This window comes from Aromatoleum bremense (assembly GCF_017894365.1).
Classification (GTDB): Bacteria; Pseudomonadota; Gammaproteobacteria; order Burkholderiales; family Rhodocyclaceae; genus Aromatoleum; species Aromatoleum bremense.
Window position 1 is genome coordinate 399,452 of sequence record NZ_CP059467.1, and the last position, 15,536, is coordinate 414,987.

The 15,536-nt window shown below is 64.5% G+C and carries 13 protein-coding genes and 1 pseudogene; 2 read left to right on the plus strand and 12 right to left on the minus strand.

All coding sequences use genetic code 11. From position 1 onward, the window contains the following. Nucleotides 1-6: 6 nt before the first annotated feature. The gene (gene fdhD / locus pbN1_RS01830) at nt 7-828 is read right to left on the minus strand and encodes a formate dehydrogenase accessory sulfurtransferase FdhD (RefSeq protein ID WP_169204194.1); all 822 of its coding nucleotides are present in this window, start codon (nt 826-828) and stop codon (nt 7-9) included. A 311-nt stretch (nt 829-1,139) separates the two neighbouring features. Between fdhD and paaX the strand changes: the two genes are divergently transcribed. Then, nucleotides 1,140-2,096 (plus strand): phenylacetic acid degradation operon negative regulatory protein PaaX, encoded by a 957-nt coding sequence (paaX, locus tag pbN1_RS01835; protein WP_169204193.1) that lies wholly within the window; start codon nt 1,140-1,142, stop codon nt 2,094-2,096. Nucleotides 2,097-2,266: 170 nt separating this feature from the next. Here paaX and pbN1_RS01840 read toward each other — a convergent pair whose 3' ends face one another. After that, a complete protein-coding gene (locus pbN1_RS01840) occupies nt 2,267-2,464 on the minus strand; it encodes a YfhL family 4Fe-4S dicluster ferredoxin (protein WP_169120359.1) in 198 nt (65 codons plus the stop codon). A gap of 251 nt (nt 2,465-2,715) precedes the next feature. Between pbN1_RS01840 and pbN1_RS01845 the strand changes: the two genes are divergently transcribed. Beyond that, on the plus strand, nt 2,716-3,177 hold the full coding sequence (locus tag pbN1_RS01845) for a MarR family winged helix-turn-helix transcriptional regulator (protein ID WP_169204192.1): 462 nt from the start codon (nt 2,716-2,718) through the stop codon (nt 3,175-3,177). Between the two features lie 102 nt (nt 3,178-3,279). Here the strand turns inward: pbN1_RS01845 and pbN1_RS01850 are convergent, their stop codons facing one another. The 10 genes and pseudogenes from pbN1_RS01850 to pbN1_RS01890 all read right to left on the minus strand — a co-directional run bounded on the left by pbN1_RS01850 (nt 3,280) and on the right by pbN1_RS01890 (nt 15,505). Next, entirely contained in the window at nt 3,280-4,722 is a 1,443-nt protein-coding gene (locus pbN1_RS01850; protein WP_169204191.1) for an aldehyde dehydrogenase family protein, read from the minus strand. Nucleotides 4,723-4,732: 10 nt separating this feature from the next. Then, nucleotides 4,733-6,280, minus strand: coding sequence for an FAD-binding oxidoreductase (locus pbN1_RS01855; protein ID WP_169204190.1), 1,548 nt, complete (start codon nt 6,278-6,280; stop codon nt 4,733-4,735). Further along, the gene (locus pbN1_RS01860; protein ID WP_210147636.1) at nt 6,277-6,927 is read right to left on the minus strand and encodes a hypothetical protein; all 651 of its coding nucleotides are present in this window, start codon (nt 6,925-6,927) and stop codon (nt 6,277-6,279) included. Before pbN1_RS01860 ends, pbN1_RS01855 begins: the two co-directional genes overlap by 4 nt. Nucleotides 6,928-6,934: 7 nt before the next feature. After that, a complete protein-coding gene (locus pbN1_RS01865) occupies nt 6,935-7,213 on the minus strand; it encodes a c-type cytochrome (protein WP_244857115.1) in 279 nt (92 codons plus the stop codon). A gap of 895 nt (nt 7,214-8,108) precedes the next feature. Further along, the gene (locus tag pbN1_RS01870) at nt 8,109-8,876 is read right to left on the minus strand and encodes a hypothetical protein (protein ID WP_169203409.1); all 768 of its coding nucleotides are present in this window, start codon (nt 8,874-8,876) and stop codon (nt 8,109-8,111) included. A gap of 185 nt (nt 8,877-9,061) precedes the next feature. Further along, nucleotides 9,062-10,162 (minus strand): choice-of-anchor E domain-containing protein, encoded by a 1,101-nt coding sequence (locus tag pbN1_RS20675; RefSeq protein ID WP_169203408.1) that lies wholly within the window; start codon nt 10,160-10,162, stop codon nt 9,062-9,064. Nucleotides 10,163-10,460: 298 nt separating this feature from the next. Beyond that, nucleotides 10,461-10,892, minus strand: a complete 432-nt coding sequence (locus pbN1_RS20680) for an AAA-type ATPase lid domain-containing protein (RefSeq protein WP_244857288.1) — start codon at nt 10,890-10,892, stop codon at nt 10,461-10,463. 60 nt (nt 10,893-10,952) lie between these two features. Next, nucleotides 10,953-11,882 (minus strand): annotated as a pseudogene (locus tag pbN1_RS20685) (sigma-54-dependent transcriptional regulator); the annotation flags it as partial. Further along, complete coding sequence (locus pbN1_RS01885; protein ID WP_169203407.1) at nt 11,825-13,966, minus strand: PAS domain S-box protein; 2,142 nt, start codon at nt 13,964-13,966, stop codon at nt 11,825-11,827. The pseudogene pbN1_RS20685 and the gene pbN1_RS01885, both read right to left, overlap by 58 nt. 57 nt (nt 13,967-14,023) lie before the next feature. Then, entirely contained in the window at nt 14,024-15,505 is a 1,482-nt protein-coding gene (locus pbN1_RS01890; protein ID WP_169203406.1) for an AMP-binding protein, read from the minus strand. Nucleotides 15,506-15,536 lie beyond the last annotated feature (31 nt).

Here is a 15,536-nt window from a genome sequence, read left to right on the forward strand (position 1 = left end):
CTCACCTCAATGAATGCGTTGCGGGTGCGAATACACGCTGTGGCGCGCGCCGCGTGCAAACCCGATCAATGTGACCCCGGCCGCCTCGGCCAGGCGCACCGCCAGGCCCGTCGGGGCCGACACCGCGGCCACGACCGCGATGCCCACGGCGGCGGATTTCTGCACGATCTCGTAGCTCGCGCGGCTCGTCATCAGCACGAAGCCGTCGCCGAAGGCGCCGTCCTGCGCGGCGACCGCGCCGATCAGCTTGTCGAGCGCGTTGTGCCGGCCGACATCCTCACGCACGAGTGCGACCGCGCCGTCCAAGCCGCACCACGCGGCCGCGTGCACCGCACCGGTCAGGTGGAACAGGTGCTGGCGCGCGTGCAATTCTGCCTGTGCGCGGGGCAATGCGCCCGCCTGCAGCGCGCCGCGGCTCACATCGACCGAGCCGAGCGGGCGGCCCGCGATCTGGTCCAGGCTCTCGATGCCGCACAGCCCACAGCCGGTGCGCCCGGCCATGGCGCGGCGGCGTTGGCGCAGCCCGGCGAACCGCTCGCCGGCGATGCGCATCTGCACTTCGCTGCCCTGGGCGTGTTCGACGACTTCGATGTCGTAGAGCTCGCGGGCATCGGTGATGATGCCTTCGCTCAGGCTGAAGCCGAGCGCGAAGTCTTCGAGGTCTTGCGGCGTCGTCATCATTACGGCGTGGGAAAACCCGTTGTATACGAGGGCGACAGGGACTTCTTCGGCAACCATGTCTTCTTCGCGGGTGGCATCGCCACCAATCCAGCGATCCACGCCAACTGTGCCGTGCGAATCTGCGATCGAATCCGAATCGTGCCGCATCGCTCACCCCGCCAACCGGTTTCACCCCGATCCGCCGAGATTGGCGAATCAGCCTCTTCACTTGGCTGTAACGATACAAATAGCACCAACAGAAGTCAATATATTTGTATCGTTTTTCATCCAGCGCTTCATGGTGCGACGCATCATTCCACGCCGCTGCATAGAATGTCGTATTTCGTTCTCCGACGAGCGGGTCCCGCTGTCCGAATCACGATCCTCCTGTTCTTAAATCGCCCCGCCGGCGCTAGAATCAATCAGCATTCAATTCAATAACGAAATATCCCTCCCCTCAGAGAAACACGATCACGACAATGAAGAGCCGGTTCATCACACAGTGGATCAACGACTACTTGGCGGAACGCCGCGTACGGGCGAACTCGCTGATCATCACCATTTACGGAGACTTCATCGCCCCGCACGGCGGAACCGTGTGGCTCGGCAGTTTCATACGTCTGGTCGAGCCCCTGGGCCTGAACGAGAGAATGGTCCGCACCAGCGTCTATCGCCTGTCGCAGGACAAGTGGCTGGTCTCCGAACAGATCGGGCGCAACAGCTATTACAGCCTCACTGCCTCCGGGCGACGGCGGTTCGAACATGCCTACCGTCGGATCTACGACGCGCGGCAGCTACCGTGGAATGGCGAATGGCAGATCGTGATCCTGCCCTCGACGCTGGCCGCACCGCAACGGGACGCGCTGCGCAAGGAACTGTCGTGGGCCGGTTACGGCACGATCGCTCCGGGCGTGCTTGCCCACCCATCGGCGGATACCGAAACCCTGCTGGAAATCCTGCAGGAGACCGGCACCCACGACAAAGTCGTGCCGATGACCGCCAACAATCTCGGCGCGCTGTCGAACCGCCCGCTGCAAGATCTGGCGCGCGAATGCTGGAACCTGGAGGCAATCGGCGCGACCTACCGCGAGTTCGCGGACCGGCTGCGCCCGGTGCTGCGGGCGCTGCGCACCGCCCGCGACCTCGATCCGGAACAATGCTTCCTCGTGCAGACCCTGACGATGCACGATTTTCGTCGCGCACTGCTGCACGATCCGCTCCTGCCCGATCAACTGATGCCTGCCGACTGGAGCGGCTCGGTAGCCCGCGAAGTGTGCCGCGACATTTATCGCATCACCTACCGCCTCGCACAGCAGCACCTGATGGCGACATGCAGGACGCCGAATGGCCCGCTGCCGCCCGCCGCACCGTATTTCTACGAACGTTTCGGCGGCCTTGAGGACACTACACACCGGGAAGCGGCAGAGCAGCGGTAGCGCAAAAATCCACCTCCGCTGACTGCTGACCTGGAAACCGTTCCTGATCAATCAATCCATAATGCGTTCTTGATACACAAAAAGCGCTTTCGCGCTTTTTGTTTGTATCTCGTTGCACTCTTCCCACCCGCGGTTGTACTGCAAGGGCCGAGTAGTGCAGGGAAGAGACGCTACGCAGCGACCAGCGGCACGATGGCATCGACCGGACAGACGTCGATGCATTGCGGCGAGTCGAAGTAGCCGACACATTCCGTGCACTTGCCGGCATCGATCACGAAGATATCGTCTCCGGTCGCGATTGCCTCGTTCGGACACTCCGGAACGCACACGTCGCAACTGATGCAGTCGTCGTTGATCATCAAGGCCATTGCCGCTTTCTCCTGTTTGTATGCTTGGGTCCATGGTGATTCGGCCCGGGTTCGCCGGAGGGGTGCATCGGTGGGAGGCACTCGCCCGACTATCGCCAGCATTCCGATGGCCGAACGGTAACATCCACATTGCTCCGAGTCAAATTGTTTGACGTCTAACAATATAACCGCAGTTCAACGTGGAGCCGATCTACGGTAGCATTCGAGCCTGGAACCTAAGTGGCGTCTGTGACGCCAAGCCCGGAATGGACATGACAAGAAAGAAGACATCCGCAGACAAAGGCCTCGATTTCGGCATTCTGCCCGGCCTGGCCGGCTATCAGCTGCGGCTTGCGCAGATCGCAATCTTTCGCGATTTCGCCGCTGCGCTCGGCGAGTTCGACGTCACGCCCGGACTGTTCGGCGTCATCGTCATCATCGACGCGAACCCTGGGCTCAAGCAGAGCGAGCTTGCCCGCGCAGCGCACCTCGACCGCTCGACGGTGGTTTCGGTGATCGACAATCTCGAACGCCGCGGCCTCGTCGAACGACGGCCGGCCGAAAACGACCGTCGCTCGAACGCGCTGGTGCTCACCCCGGACGGGGTCGCGCTGCTGAAAAAACTCAAGCGCCGCGTCGGCGAACACGAGAAACGGCTGGTCGAGCATCTCTCTGAAGAGGAGCGCGTCACGCTGGTGACGCTGCTGCAGAAGATTTTCCCAGAACAGCGTTAACCTCAGACGCCGCGTTGCGGGCGCGGCGAATTCCGCCCGCTGCCCGCGCCAGAAGATCCAGGCGCCCCGCACATCGGAGTGCAGCGCGTGGACCAGACCGCATCAGAACGGGAACTGCCGCTTGCCCATCTGCACGGTGATCCACTTGAGTTCGGTCATCTCGTCCATCGAGTGATGTCCGCCCTCGCGGCCGAAGCCGCTGTCCTTGACGCCGCCGAACGGCACATGCGGTTCATCCATGATCGACGAGTCGTTGATGTGCACCATCCCGGCTTCCAACCGCAGCGACAGGTCGAACGCTTTCTGCAGATCGTTGGTGATCAGGCCCGACGAGAGGCCGTAGCACGAGTCGTTCGCGAGCGTCAGCGCTTCCTCGCTGTCCGTGGCGCGGATCACCGATACCGCCGGGCCGAAGCTCTCTTCGCGGAACACCAGCATGTCTGGCGTCACGCCGGCGAGAATCGTCGGCTGGTAGAACGCACCGTCGCTTTTTCCTCCGGTGAGCAGCTTCGCGCCTTTCGCGACCGCGTCGGCGACGTGGCCGTCGAGCACGCGGCACTGCTTGCGGTCGATCAGCGGGCCGATCACGGTCTGCGGGTCGTGCGGATCACCGACCTGGAAGCCCTTGATCTTGGCGGTCAGCTTGTCGCAGAACGCCTCGAAGATCGGCGCCTCGACGATCAGGCGCGAGTTCGCCATGCACACCTGTCCCTGGTGCAGGAAGATGCCGAACGCGGCGGCATTGACCGCGTAATCGACGTCGGCGTCTTTCAGCACGATCAGCGGGCTTTTTCCCCCGAGTTCCAGCGTGATGCGCTTGAAGCGCTTGCCGGCCTCGGCCGACAGTTCCCGCCCGACCTCGGTCGAACCGGTGAAGGTGATCATGCGGATGCGTGGATCGGCGACGAAGGTGTTGCCAAGCACCGAACCCTGCACCGGCACGACGTTCAGCACGCCTTTCGGCAGGCTGGCAGCCTCGAAGATTTCGGCGATCTTGAGCCCGGTGACCGGCGTGTAGGTCGCGGGCTTCAGGATGAAGGTATTGCCGGCGGCGAGCGCGAGCGCGACTTTTTTCGTCGCGAGGAGGAACGGGAAGTTGAACGGCGCGATGCCCGCGATCACCCCCAGCGGCCGGCGCACGCTCATCGAGAACACGCCGGGGCTGTCGGACGGCATCGTCTCGCCGGTGATGCGCCGGCATTCGCCCGCCGCGCTGCGCAGCAGGTTCACGACGAACGACGCCTCGAACATCGCCTTGCCGAAGGTCGAACCGGCTTCGTCGATCAGCACCTCCGCGACTTCCGGGATGCGCTTTTCGAGCACGTCGGCAGCGCGCAGCAGGATCGCCTCGCGCTCGTTTGCGAGCGTGCTGCCCCAGCTTTCACGCGCGCGGTACGCCGCGGCGATCGTGCGCTCCAGATCCTCGGCGGAAGCCTGATGCACGCGCCCGAACACTTCGCCGCTCGCCGGATTGAGGTCGTCGAGGATCGTACCCGACGACGACGCAACCCATTCGCCGTCGATGAAGAGCTTGTATTCCTTCATGGCTGATTCCTCACAGGCTGATGCCGCAGCGGCCCGGCGCGATGATGTTGTTCGGATCGAGCGCCTTCTTCAGGCGCTTTTCGACGTCGCGCTTGACCGGCCCGTAGGTCGCTGCGACCTTCTCGGCAAACGCCGTGTTCGCGCGGTACATGCCGTAGCCTTCCTTTGCGAAGGCGTGCAGCAGCTCGTCGTAGCACGCGTAGGCATTCTTCTTCTGCGTCTCGTCGGAGCGGTCGTACAGCAGATCGATGACGTGATGCATGTCGCGCCAGCCGACGATGAATTCACCGACGTAGTCGAAGCCGTACTTGCCGAGGATGTCCTTGGCCATCTTCATCTGCTTGAGCGTCTCGGAGCCCTTGGCCTGCGACACCGGCGCGAACCAGATCGACCCGCCGCCGCCGCGCCAGTTATAGAGGCCGAACTCACCGAGGTTCGGCTTGCCTTTCATCAGGTCGAAGCGGTATTGCAGCGCCTGACTGCCGCGCGACTGCTCCTGCGTGATGATCTTGCCGCCGGTCGCCGCCGCGACCGCCTCGATAATCTTCCAGTTCGCGTCGTTGGTTTCCTTCGTGCCATAGAGGCCGGCGTACACGTTCCACGCGCCGATGCCGTGGTCGGCCTGGATCTTCAGCACCGCCTCGTCGGAAATCGCGCCCGGCCCGGTGACATAGTCGGTGCGCTTGACCGGCGTGCACGGCGCCTCCCACAGCGTGTGCGCGATCACCACCGCGTTCGGGATCACCATCGCGATCCGCAGCGGGCGCAGCGCATCGACGATCTTCGTGATGTCGGTCTCGTTCGGGTACTGGATGCAGAACGGGCGGAAGTCCGGCGGCGCCGGCATCAGCCACATCCCCATCTTCGTGACGATGCCATAGTTCGACTGCGTGAAGATGCCGTCGAGCGTCGGCCCGTAGCCCCACTTGAACACCTGCCAGGTGTTCGAATTCTCCATCGCGCCCATGCCGGTGCGCAGCACGTCCCCGTTCGCGAGCACCACTTCCATGCCGCACGAGAACATGAAATGTTCGCCATACGGCGTGTAGCCGACGCCGCGATCGACCATGTTGCCGACCGGGCCGGCGATCGCCGACGGCGCCGGGCACGAGAACCACAGCGGAAGGTTGTGCTCCTGCAGGTAGTCATAGAGCTGCTGATAGGTCACGCCCGGCTCGACGAGCGCGGTGCACAGGTCCGCATCGACCTCGATGATGCGGTTCATGCGCCGCAGGTCCATGACGATCTGGCCGCGCTCGACCGGTGCCGCCGAACCGTAGCCGATGTTCTTGCCGGTCGACACCGGGTACACCGGTAGGCGGTACTTGTTCGCGACCTTCATGATTTTCCGGATCTGCTCGACGCCGTCCGGCATGACCGCCGCGGACGGCGCGTGCTGCGCATCGGCGACCGGCATCATGATCTTGTTGTACGGCGCGAGCGGCTCCTCATCGACGAGCACGTATTCGGCACCGACGATGGCGCGTATCTCCCGCATCGCCTTGTCGAAATCGCCCGCCGTCACGCCTTTCGGCAATGTTCTGTTCTTTGAACTCATGCTGCTGTCTCCGTGGATGTATGACGCCGTCCGATGCTCGAGGTGTTGATGACGAAGGACACGAGGCTCGCCGCGGAAGCGTCGCTGGCGCTTGCGAACGCGTCTTTGGCAACCCCTGCCGGGCTGCCCGACTTGGCGCGTCCGCGGCCGACCGCCTGCGCGTACAGGCGCCCGATGCGGTCTGCGGGCGACGCGACGCCGTCGGACCAGACGAGGTTCGATTCGAGGCCGGCAACGGTGCAGCAACTGCGCACCCCCCCGGCCGAAACCCTGTGGTGCGTCTGGATCGCGCACGCCGCCCCGCGGGAAGCCGCGAGTTGCTGGACGATCACTGCCGAGGCATCGTCCATGACTCCGATCAGATGCCCGTTCCGCGCGCCGTCGAGGATCGCCATGACGCTCGCGAACCGGCCAAGCTCGTTGCCGTGCGGCGCAAGCCGGGCGACGCGGATGCCCGTCGCCTCCAGGCTGCCGGCGATCCGCCCGGCGAGCGCCGCCGCAAAAGGCAGATCGACCTGGCTGACGATCGTCACCGGGATTCCTGTCCCGGCATCCGCAGGCGCTGCCGCTGCCGCGAGCGCCCCGAGCGGCGCCCCGGCCAGCGCCCCGCTCCCCAGCATTCCCTTCAGAAAATCACGCCGTTCCATCACGCGCCTACTCCTTCACAAGCGGCGCACCGGCGCCGATCAGCCGCGCCACATCGGCAAGCGCCGCATCGTCGATCTCGCTCGGTCGAAAACTCGGCATCGCCCGGTTGCCGTGGCGCACGACGCGCTCGATGTACGCCACCGGAAGCTGGCGGCCCTTGAGCACCGGCCCGACATTCGCCTCATGACAATGGCTGCACACCTTCTCGTACACCTGCACCCCGTCGCGCCACTGCCCGGCCCCCGCCCCGGCGCCCCCCAGCATCGCCCCGGCAGCGATAATCAAACACGCCAACCTGTTGGCACGCATCCCGTTCCCCTCCCTGTTTTTGGTCTTTGCGGCACTCCCGAAGAGGATTAAAGCAAATGCCATGCCTGAAGCTGCATATCTGGAAAGCGTTATTGTTAACAGTTACTTATAGAACTGAGGAGAACACCATCCGCGGTCCACTTGGTGTCTGGAATCTGAACACATTCAGGTCAAACACTCGTCTCGGTCGCTCGCTTCATGACGTCACCCCGGGGCTTTCGTGACGGTGTCGCAAATCCGGGCAGTGTCGGTTTTTGCGACAGGGTGACGCGAGTGAGTGTCACCATCGCGTAGCGTGACGCGGAGAGACCGAGCAAACGCCGGGATGAACAAGCCGCAAATGCGCTTCGGATCGTAGAGGCAGCGCCGACCTGCCATTAGCAGCGGGATGTCCTCGCGCCGCTCAGCGCCGGGACATGGATGTGGACGACGTTTTCAGGCGATACAGGAGGTCGTGACGAAACTTGCCGTCGGCGACCAGTGCAAACGGACGGGGGTGAAAGTCTCCGCCGAATGGCAGTACGCGGTGAGACCGAGCAAACAGCGCGACCCGGCAGTCTCGGTCATAGGGAATCAAATAGGCCGGCCGCAAATATGCATCGGCGGAACACGCGCCGACGACTCACGGATATACCGGATATACCAATACCCGCAGGCCATGATGCGGTTGGCCTAACGTAGCGTTTCCGGAACCAAGCGACCTATGCGGCACGCGCGCAACAACAGCGGAAGCAGCGCAGGCATCGGAAACCGCGAATGGAACCATGACGATTTCGTCATGGTTCCCGGAATATCGTGTCGCAAACACCAGCTCTCGACATTCCGCTGACTGGATAGCGGGAGGCACCGAGTTCCGGATCAGCCGCCCATATCAAACAGCAGTGATACATCTGGTGGGCGAGTCGGCGGCGACGCGATTCCACGCGACGTACGCGGATGTAATCCCCAGCACGACCGCGGCGACCGGTCCGGCAGCGACCATGCCGAGGTTCCATGCCCCGGCGCCCCACCCTATCGACCCGAGTAGCGAGCGCGCCGTGACACACTCTGCCAGGCCGCGTGAATTTGCGTATTGCACGGCGCCGAGCTTCAGCCCGACCACCGCAACAATCCCCGCTGGCGTGCCGATGAGTGCTGCAACCGCCGGGTTGCCTTCTGCGAATCCCATGCCGAGTGCCGCTGCGGTTGTGCCGATGTCGGCGGCCTGCCCGGCCATCGCGAGATCCACCGCGGCGGCGGATTCGATGACGGCGTGTTCCTCGCGTACCACTTTGCCATCCTCGACATACAAGGACATGACACCGCGTTGCTCATAGGGCTGGCCATCGAACTGCATTGCGGTGTAATACCATGCGTCGATACGGCCATCGAATTGCTGCGCGTGGGTGATTTCGATTGTCCGGCCTGTCGATCTGGAATAGAGGGCTGCGTAGTCCGGCTCGTGGGCAAGAAATGTCCCGTCCTCATATCGCGCCTTGAATTCGTCGAGCGGGGAAGCGAACGCGTGGGCCGCCATGGCTGCCAACGACAGGACGACGACAAGTGCCGCCAGGAACGCCGTTGCGCACCTCGGAAACTTACCAGCCTCCTGCTCCCACCGATGCGGCTCGATCACCGGCATACACAGAATCAGTCTCATGGTTTTCCCCTTGGCGGATTGTTGAAATCACCGCATGCGTTCGGTTTGCGCTTTAAAAATCCCTGATCAATTGACGAATTTGAGAAGCGTGGAAATGGGGTCAGAGTCGACTTATTTGTGTTCTCCTTCACCGACGAGATGGGAAGAAAGTCGGGTCTGCCCCCCGTTTTCCGTCTTCCTATTCCCTATTCCTGGCGCGCCCTGCGTCGGTCGGTAAGCGCCAGTGCAGCGAGCCCGATTCCGAGCAAAGCCAGCAGCCCCGGCTCGGGAACGGCGGTCGGGCCGATATCCGAGGGACGGGCGACGACGATGCCCTGCAGGGTCAGATCCAGCGTATAGGCGGAACGGGTCGCGGCGACCCCGACATCGGCATCGGAGAAGAACAGGCGGTACGTGGAGCTGAAGGTCCCCTCGGCAGAGGTATCCATCATCGCCGTGTAGCCGAGGAGGCCACCGGCCTCCAAACCGGCAAAAGTCGCGAGATCGCTGCTGAAGGGTCCGGAGAACGGGTCGAAGCCGTCGAGATCCAGGCCGACGCGATCGCCCGCGAGGTTCAAGATGTCGAAGCTCAGGCTCGCGGCGTCGTCCAGGAACAGCGTGCCGAAATCCAGCGTCAGCGCCGTGAGGCCGGGCGCCGCGTGCAGCAGGTAATCGTAGGTGACGCCGACCTCACCCGCCCACGTCACACCGTAGCTCGTGGTCTCGGTACCGGTGAAAAGGCTCGTCGTCTGCATTGCCGACAGCGTCGGCGCACTGCGGCTGACGTCGATCGTGCCGCCACCGACGTAACTGCCGAGGTCCGCGGAAGAAATCGTCGCCGTGAGGTTCGTCGCGGCCGACGAGGTCGTACCTGTCCCGCTGCAGCCCCCCCTGCGATTGGCCGTACAGTCGTCAGAACCGCTGATCGCCGGCGAAAAAGTGTTATCCACGCCCGGCGCGACAATCTTCGCCGTGCTCTGCCCCGTGCCGGTGGTGGTGCCAACTTGGTTCGGACCGGTATTGGATCCGTCGGTGGACGACACAGTCACCGTCTGCGTCCGCGTCGAGGAGAGGTTCAGCGTCGCACCCGTCAGCACACCGGCGCTCGCGTCGAACTGTGCAAGCTCGCTGGTGCCGAAACTCGTGCTGCTGACGGTCGTCGCGCCCCCGCCCTCGGTGTCGGTGACGCTCGCCGATTCGCTGAAGGCCACCGTATTCGTCATCAGCAGCGCATGCGCTGCGGACGGCACAATCGCCGCGAAGAGTGAGGCAATGGCGATGCCGGAAGTTCTGAGCTGTGTTTGCATTTTTGTTGTCCTTTGCATTTGCGGATGGAATGCACGCAAATCCCCCTGCCAGCTCCGCCATGCATTTTCCGGACCAGAATCTAAATCGCCTTTCCTCCCAAGCCCTTGCAAATCAATAGCGGGACGCCGAGCAGACGAATGTAAAAATTTCCGACAAACCTTCAGAACGAGGTCTGCCTCACCTTCTGCGAGATCACGTCAGGAAAATGGGGCCAGCCGCGGCATTCCGGTGACAGGACAGCGGCAAGCGCCGGGCCCCGGTTCGGCCGTGGCGGCAGCGGTGCCTGGCGGTCGCTCGCTACCCGGCCAGTTGCGCCGCGCGCAGAAAGCGATAAACCGTCGAGCGCGATACGCCCAGCGCCGCGGCGGCCGCGCTGACGTTGCCGTCCAGTTTGTCGAGCACCCAGACGATGTAGTCGCGCTCGAAGTCTTCGAGCGGCGTGATGGCGGAAAAGGCGCGCTGCGCAGCCGGTATCGACGCTTTTTCCGGCGGGATCGACAGGATCGAGCAGACCGTCGCCTCGTCGATCGTCTCGCCGTCGTTGAAGACCAGCAGGCGCTCGATGACGTTGCGCAGTTCGCGCACGTTGCCGGGCCAGGGGTAATCGACCAGGCGCGACAGCGCCGGCGGGGAGACGCGCGGCAGGCGGGTTACATGGGACGCGGCGCGGCGCATCAGGTAGTCGACGAGCAGCGGGATGTCCTCGCGCCGCTCGCGCAGCGCCGGCACATGGATATGGACGACATTCAGCCGATACAGGAGGTCGTGACGGAACGTGCCGTCGGCGACCAGCGCGTCGAGATCGCGGTGCGTCGCCGCGATGACGCGGGCATGGGTGTGGCGCAGCGCCGTCGCGCCAAGTTACCGGAATTCGCCGCTGTCGAGCACGCGCAGCAGCTTCGCCTGGCAGGCAGCGGGAAGTTCGCCGATTTCATCGAGGAACAGCGTCCCGGCGCTCGCGATCTGGAAGAGGCCATCCTTATCGTTCGTCGCGCCGGAAAACGCGCCGCGTTTGTGGCCGAAAAGCTCGCTTTCGACGAGATCGTCGTCGAGCAAGCCGCAGTTCAGCGGCACATAGGATTCGGCCGCGCGGCCACTCCAGCGGTGCAGCGCGCTCGCGACGACCTCCTTGCCGGCGCCGCTCTCGCCAGTAATCAGCACCGGCAGATCGAGTGGCGCGGCCTTGCGGACGAGCGTGAGCATGCGCTGCCAGGCGGCGCTCTCGCCGACCACCGCGGCCTCCTCCGGGCCGCGCAGATGGGCGATCTCCGCGCTCAGCACTGCGCAGCGCTGCGCCATCGCGCGCTTTTCGAGCGCCCGCTCGACGACGATGTCGAGCTCGGTCAGCTTGTAAGGTTTCGACAGGTAGTCGAAGGCGCCGAGCTTCATCGCCGAGATCGCGGTATCGACATTGCCGTGCCCGGTCAGGATCACGACTTCGATCAGCGGATCGAGCACCTTGAGGCGCTTCAACACCTCGATCCCGTCGATGCCCGGCATCTTGATGTCGACGAGCGCGAGGTCGATTCCGCCGTGCTGTGCGCATTCGAGCCCCGCCTCGCCGTCCGCGGCCTCGCTGAGGCGATAGCCGGCGCGGCCGAGCCGGCTGGTGAGCAGCTGGCGGTACAGCGCTTCGTCGTCGACGATCAGGATATGTCGGTTCATCGGTGCGCGCCCTCGATGCCTGCTTCGTCGTACGGCAGCGAAATCCGGAACCATGCCCCGCCTTCGTGCCGGTTGCCGCAGGTGATCCTGCCGTGCAGCTCGGACATGATGCCGTAACAGATCGACAGGCCGAGGCCGGTGCCGCGGCCCGGCGGCTTGGTCGTGAAGAAAGGGTCGAAGACATGGTCGATGACGCCCGCAGGCAGACCAGGACCTTCGTCGAGCACGCCGAGCTCGACGGCGTCGTCCGCGCACCGCAGCTCGACCCGCAGGCGGCCCGCGCCATTCATCGCGTCGCGCGCATTCTTGACGAGGTTCTGGATCACCTGGTCGAGCAGCGTCGGATTGGTGCGCACCGGCGGCAGGCGGTCCTTGATGTCGAACGTGATCTCCAGCCCGCGAGTGAGGCCGACATCGCGATACGATGCAAAGCGCTCGCGCACGTACAGCGCGACGTCGACCGGTTCGATCGGCGGACTCTGCCGGCGCGAAAAAAGCAGCAGGTTGTCGGTGATCGCCTTGCAGCGCTGCGCCTGTTCCTGGATCGTCGTCAGTCCGCGCCGGAGAATTTCGAGGTCGGCGATTTCCGCTGCATTCGGGATCGCCTCCATCAGCGATTGCAGCTCTTCGGCGAAACCGGAAACGAGGCCGAGCGGATTGTTGATTTCGTGTGCGATGCCGGAAGCGAACTGCCCCAGCGAACTGAGACGATTCGCCTGCGCGAGCTGCCGCTCCATTTCGCGGCGCGCGGTGATGTCGCGCGCGACGCCGATGACGCCTTCCGCTTTTCCGTTCGTCAGCAGCACCGCCGTGCTGACTTCGAGCAGGCAGTGCGCTCCGCACGGCGTCTCGACCGCGATCTCGAACGGCAGCCCCGGCCCCCCGGCCAGACGCCGCCGGAAATCCCGCTCCACGCGCAACGCGGACGAATGGAGCATGAATTCGCCGCAGCGCCGCCCGATCGCCTGGTCGGCCGGCACGCCGAGGAGATCCGCCATGCGCGTGTTCACGAAGCTCAGGCGCCCGTCCAGATCGAGGATGTACACCGCGTCGTTGATGACGTCCTGGATCTGCTGTTCCCGGTTTTCGAGCCGCGCGGCATATTCGGTGAGCTTGCGCTCGCGCTCCTGCTGCGCGGTGACATCGAGCGCGAGGCCGCTGTAGCCGACGATCTTGTCGTCCTTGATGACCGGCTCGACCTGCAACTGGACAGGGAAAGAATGACCCGCCGAATCCTTCATCACGACGTCGAGGCGGCTGACGCTGCGCTGGCGCGCGCTCTGCTTGAGGAAGCTCGACGCCTGCGCGCGATACTGCGGCAGCACCAGATCCTTCAGGCGCAGCGACGACAGATCGGTCTCGTCGATGCCCAGGCGCGTCCGGCCGGCCTTGTTGAGCTGCACCAGCCGGCCGGACAGATGCAGCGCGAAGACGATTTCCGGCAGGTCCTCGATCAAGTTCCGGTAACGCTGCTCGGACGCCTCGAGTTCGCGTGTACGCTCGAAGACCTTGGTTTCGAGGCCGTTGATCTGGTCCTTGATGTTCAGCGGCTGGAAATACTTGCGCAGCTCGGCAAGTTCGGGGGAACAGTCGTCGGCATTCATCAGCGTCCATGAACACCGTTCGTTGCCGCGCCCTTCGCATTCCTGCTCGATGCAGATCATGTCGGTCTGGAACACGTAGGACGCGAAGCCCGACGCGTAGCCGGCCACGGTCCAGCACACCGCCTCGGGCGAGCGGCCGAACAGGCGCAGGTGCTGCTCGGCTTCATACGATCGCCGCCAGAAGCCGCCCATGCGATAGCGCCGGCGCTCGCTGTCGATCTCGACATAGTGGGTGTCGACTTCGACGATGCCCGCAAACATGTGGGTGCGCGGGCCGCCACGGACGAACTGCTCGATCGTGTCCGGGTGCATGTAGCCGGCGAGGAGGCTGGCATACTCATGGCCGCAACTGAAGCCGTAGCGCGTCAGGACGACTTTCGCCGCCTCCGCGCCGAGCGTCTCGACGAGTTCCTTGCGCAGCGCGCCCATCGCATCGGTATGCAACAGGATCGCCCGGCGGCCGCAGAACTCGATCACCCCCTCGTCGGGCCGGAGCTGGACGAGAGAGAAGAAATCGAGTTCGTCCGCGCGCATTCCCGTTCCCCCCTGGCTTGGCAGAAATTTTGAAAAGCGCACGGCGGAAACGCCGGCTCAGGACGCGCCGACCATGCTCTCGTGCAACGCCCGCAGACGCCCGCGCTGAAGTTTCCCGGTCGCCGTCAGCGGCAGTTCGTCGAACCAGTGCACCCAGCGCGGACGGCGATGGCCAGGCAGCGTCGCAATGCCTTCGTCCATCCGCCGGCGCGCTTCGCCGCCGCACTCGGGCGCTGCCACGGCGAGCACCGCGAGCGCCGTCAGACCGTCCGCGGAGCTTACCCCGACGGAGGCGATCTGATGAAGCGTTTCGCCACAGGCCGACGCGAGCGACTGCTCCACCCACAAGGTGCTGACCCACTGGCCGGCGATCTTCAGCATGTCGTCGTTGCGACCGGTGTATTCGAGGCGCCCGTCGGCGTGGCGCATAAACATGTCGCCGGGAGAAAACCAGCCGTCCTGGAACCCGTCGGCCTGCGCCTCGGGCCGCTTCCAGTAGCCGACCGCGACCGCCGAATGGCGGATCCACACGCGCTGCGGCACGTCCGGATCGGCGTCGCCGGCATAACGGACTTCGGTCAGCGGGGTCGGCCGCATCAGGCCGGAATCGTCGTCGCTGAAGAGCATCAGGCACAGCGTCTCCGACGTCCCGTAGCCGCTGATCAGCGTGTGGCCGGTCGCTTCGCGCCACTCCTGGCGCACCACCGGCGGCAGCGCCTCGCCGGCCGAGACGTAGTGGCGGATGCCGTATTTCGCGATCCGCGCGGCGACGCCGGTCTGCAACATCTTGCGGTACAGCGTCGGGACGCTGAACAGCAGCGTCGGGCGGTATTTTTCGACCATGTACTCGACGCGCTCCGCGGTCGGCCATTCGCGGTCGAGAATCACCGTCGCGCCGACGCGCAGGCCCGCGAACAGGCTGTTGCCCAGCGCATAGGCGAAGAACAGTTTGGAGCTGGCGTAGACCCGGTCGGCCGCGGTCAGGCCGAGGAGGCCACACGCGAACGAATGCGCGTCGACCACCGTGCGCTGCGCATGGACGACGCCCTTTGGCACGCCCGTCGTCCCGGACGTCCCGATCCACAGCGCCGGGTCCTCGGGGTCGCGCTCGACCGGGGCGATCGGTTCGGCCGCAGCAAGGTGCGCCGTCCAGTTACAGGTGCCGGGGCCGTTCGCGACGATCTCCGCGGAGGTCCGGGTTTGCGCGACGAGCATGTCGGCCTGCTCGTTTTCGCACCACACGAAGCGCGGCTCGCACTCGTTGAGGATCAGCGCGAACTCGTTCATCGACAGGCGCGGATTGACGCCGATCGCGACCCCGCCCGCCCAGATCGCGCCAAGGTAGGCAACGACCCAGTCGACGCTGTCCGGCGCGAACACGATGACGCGGTTGCCGGGTTGCAGGCCGAGCGCCTTCCATGCGCCGGCCGCGCGGCTCACGCGGTCGCGCAGCACCGCGTAACTCACTTTCTCATCGTCGCATTCGATCGCGATCGCCGTGTCGGCACCGGCGGACAGCAAAGTTTCAGCAGCATTCATTGTCATTTCTCCTGTAGCCCGCAAGCTCTCG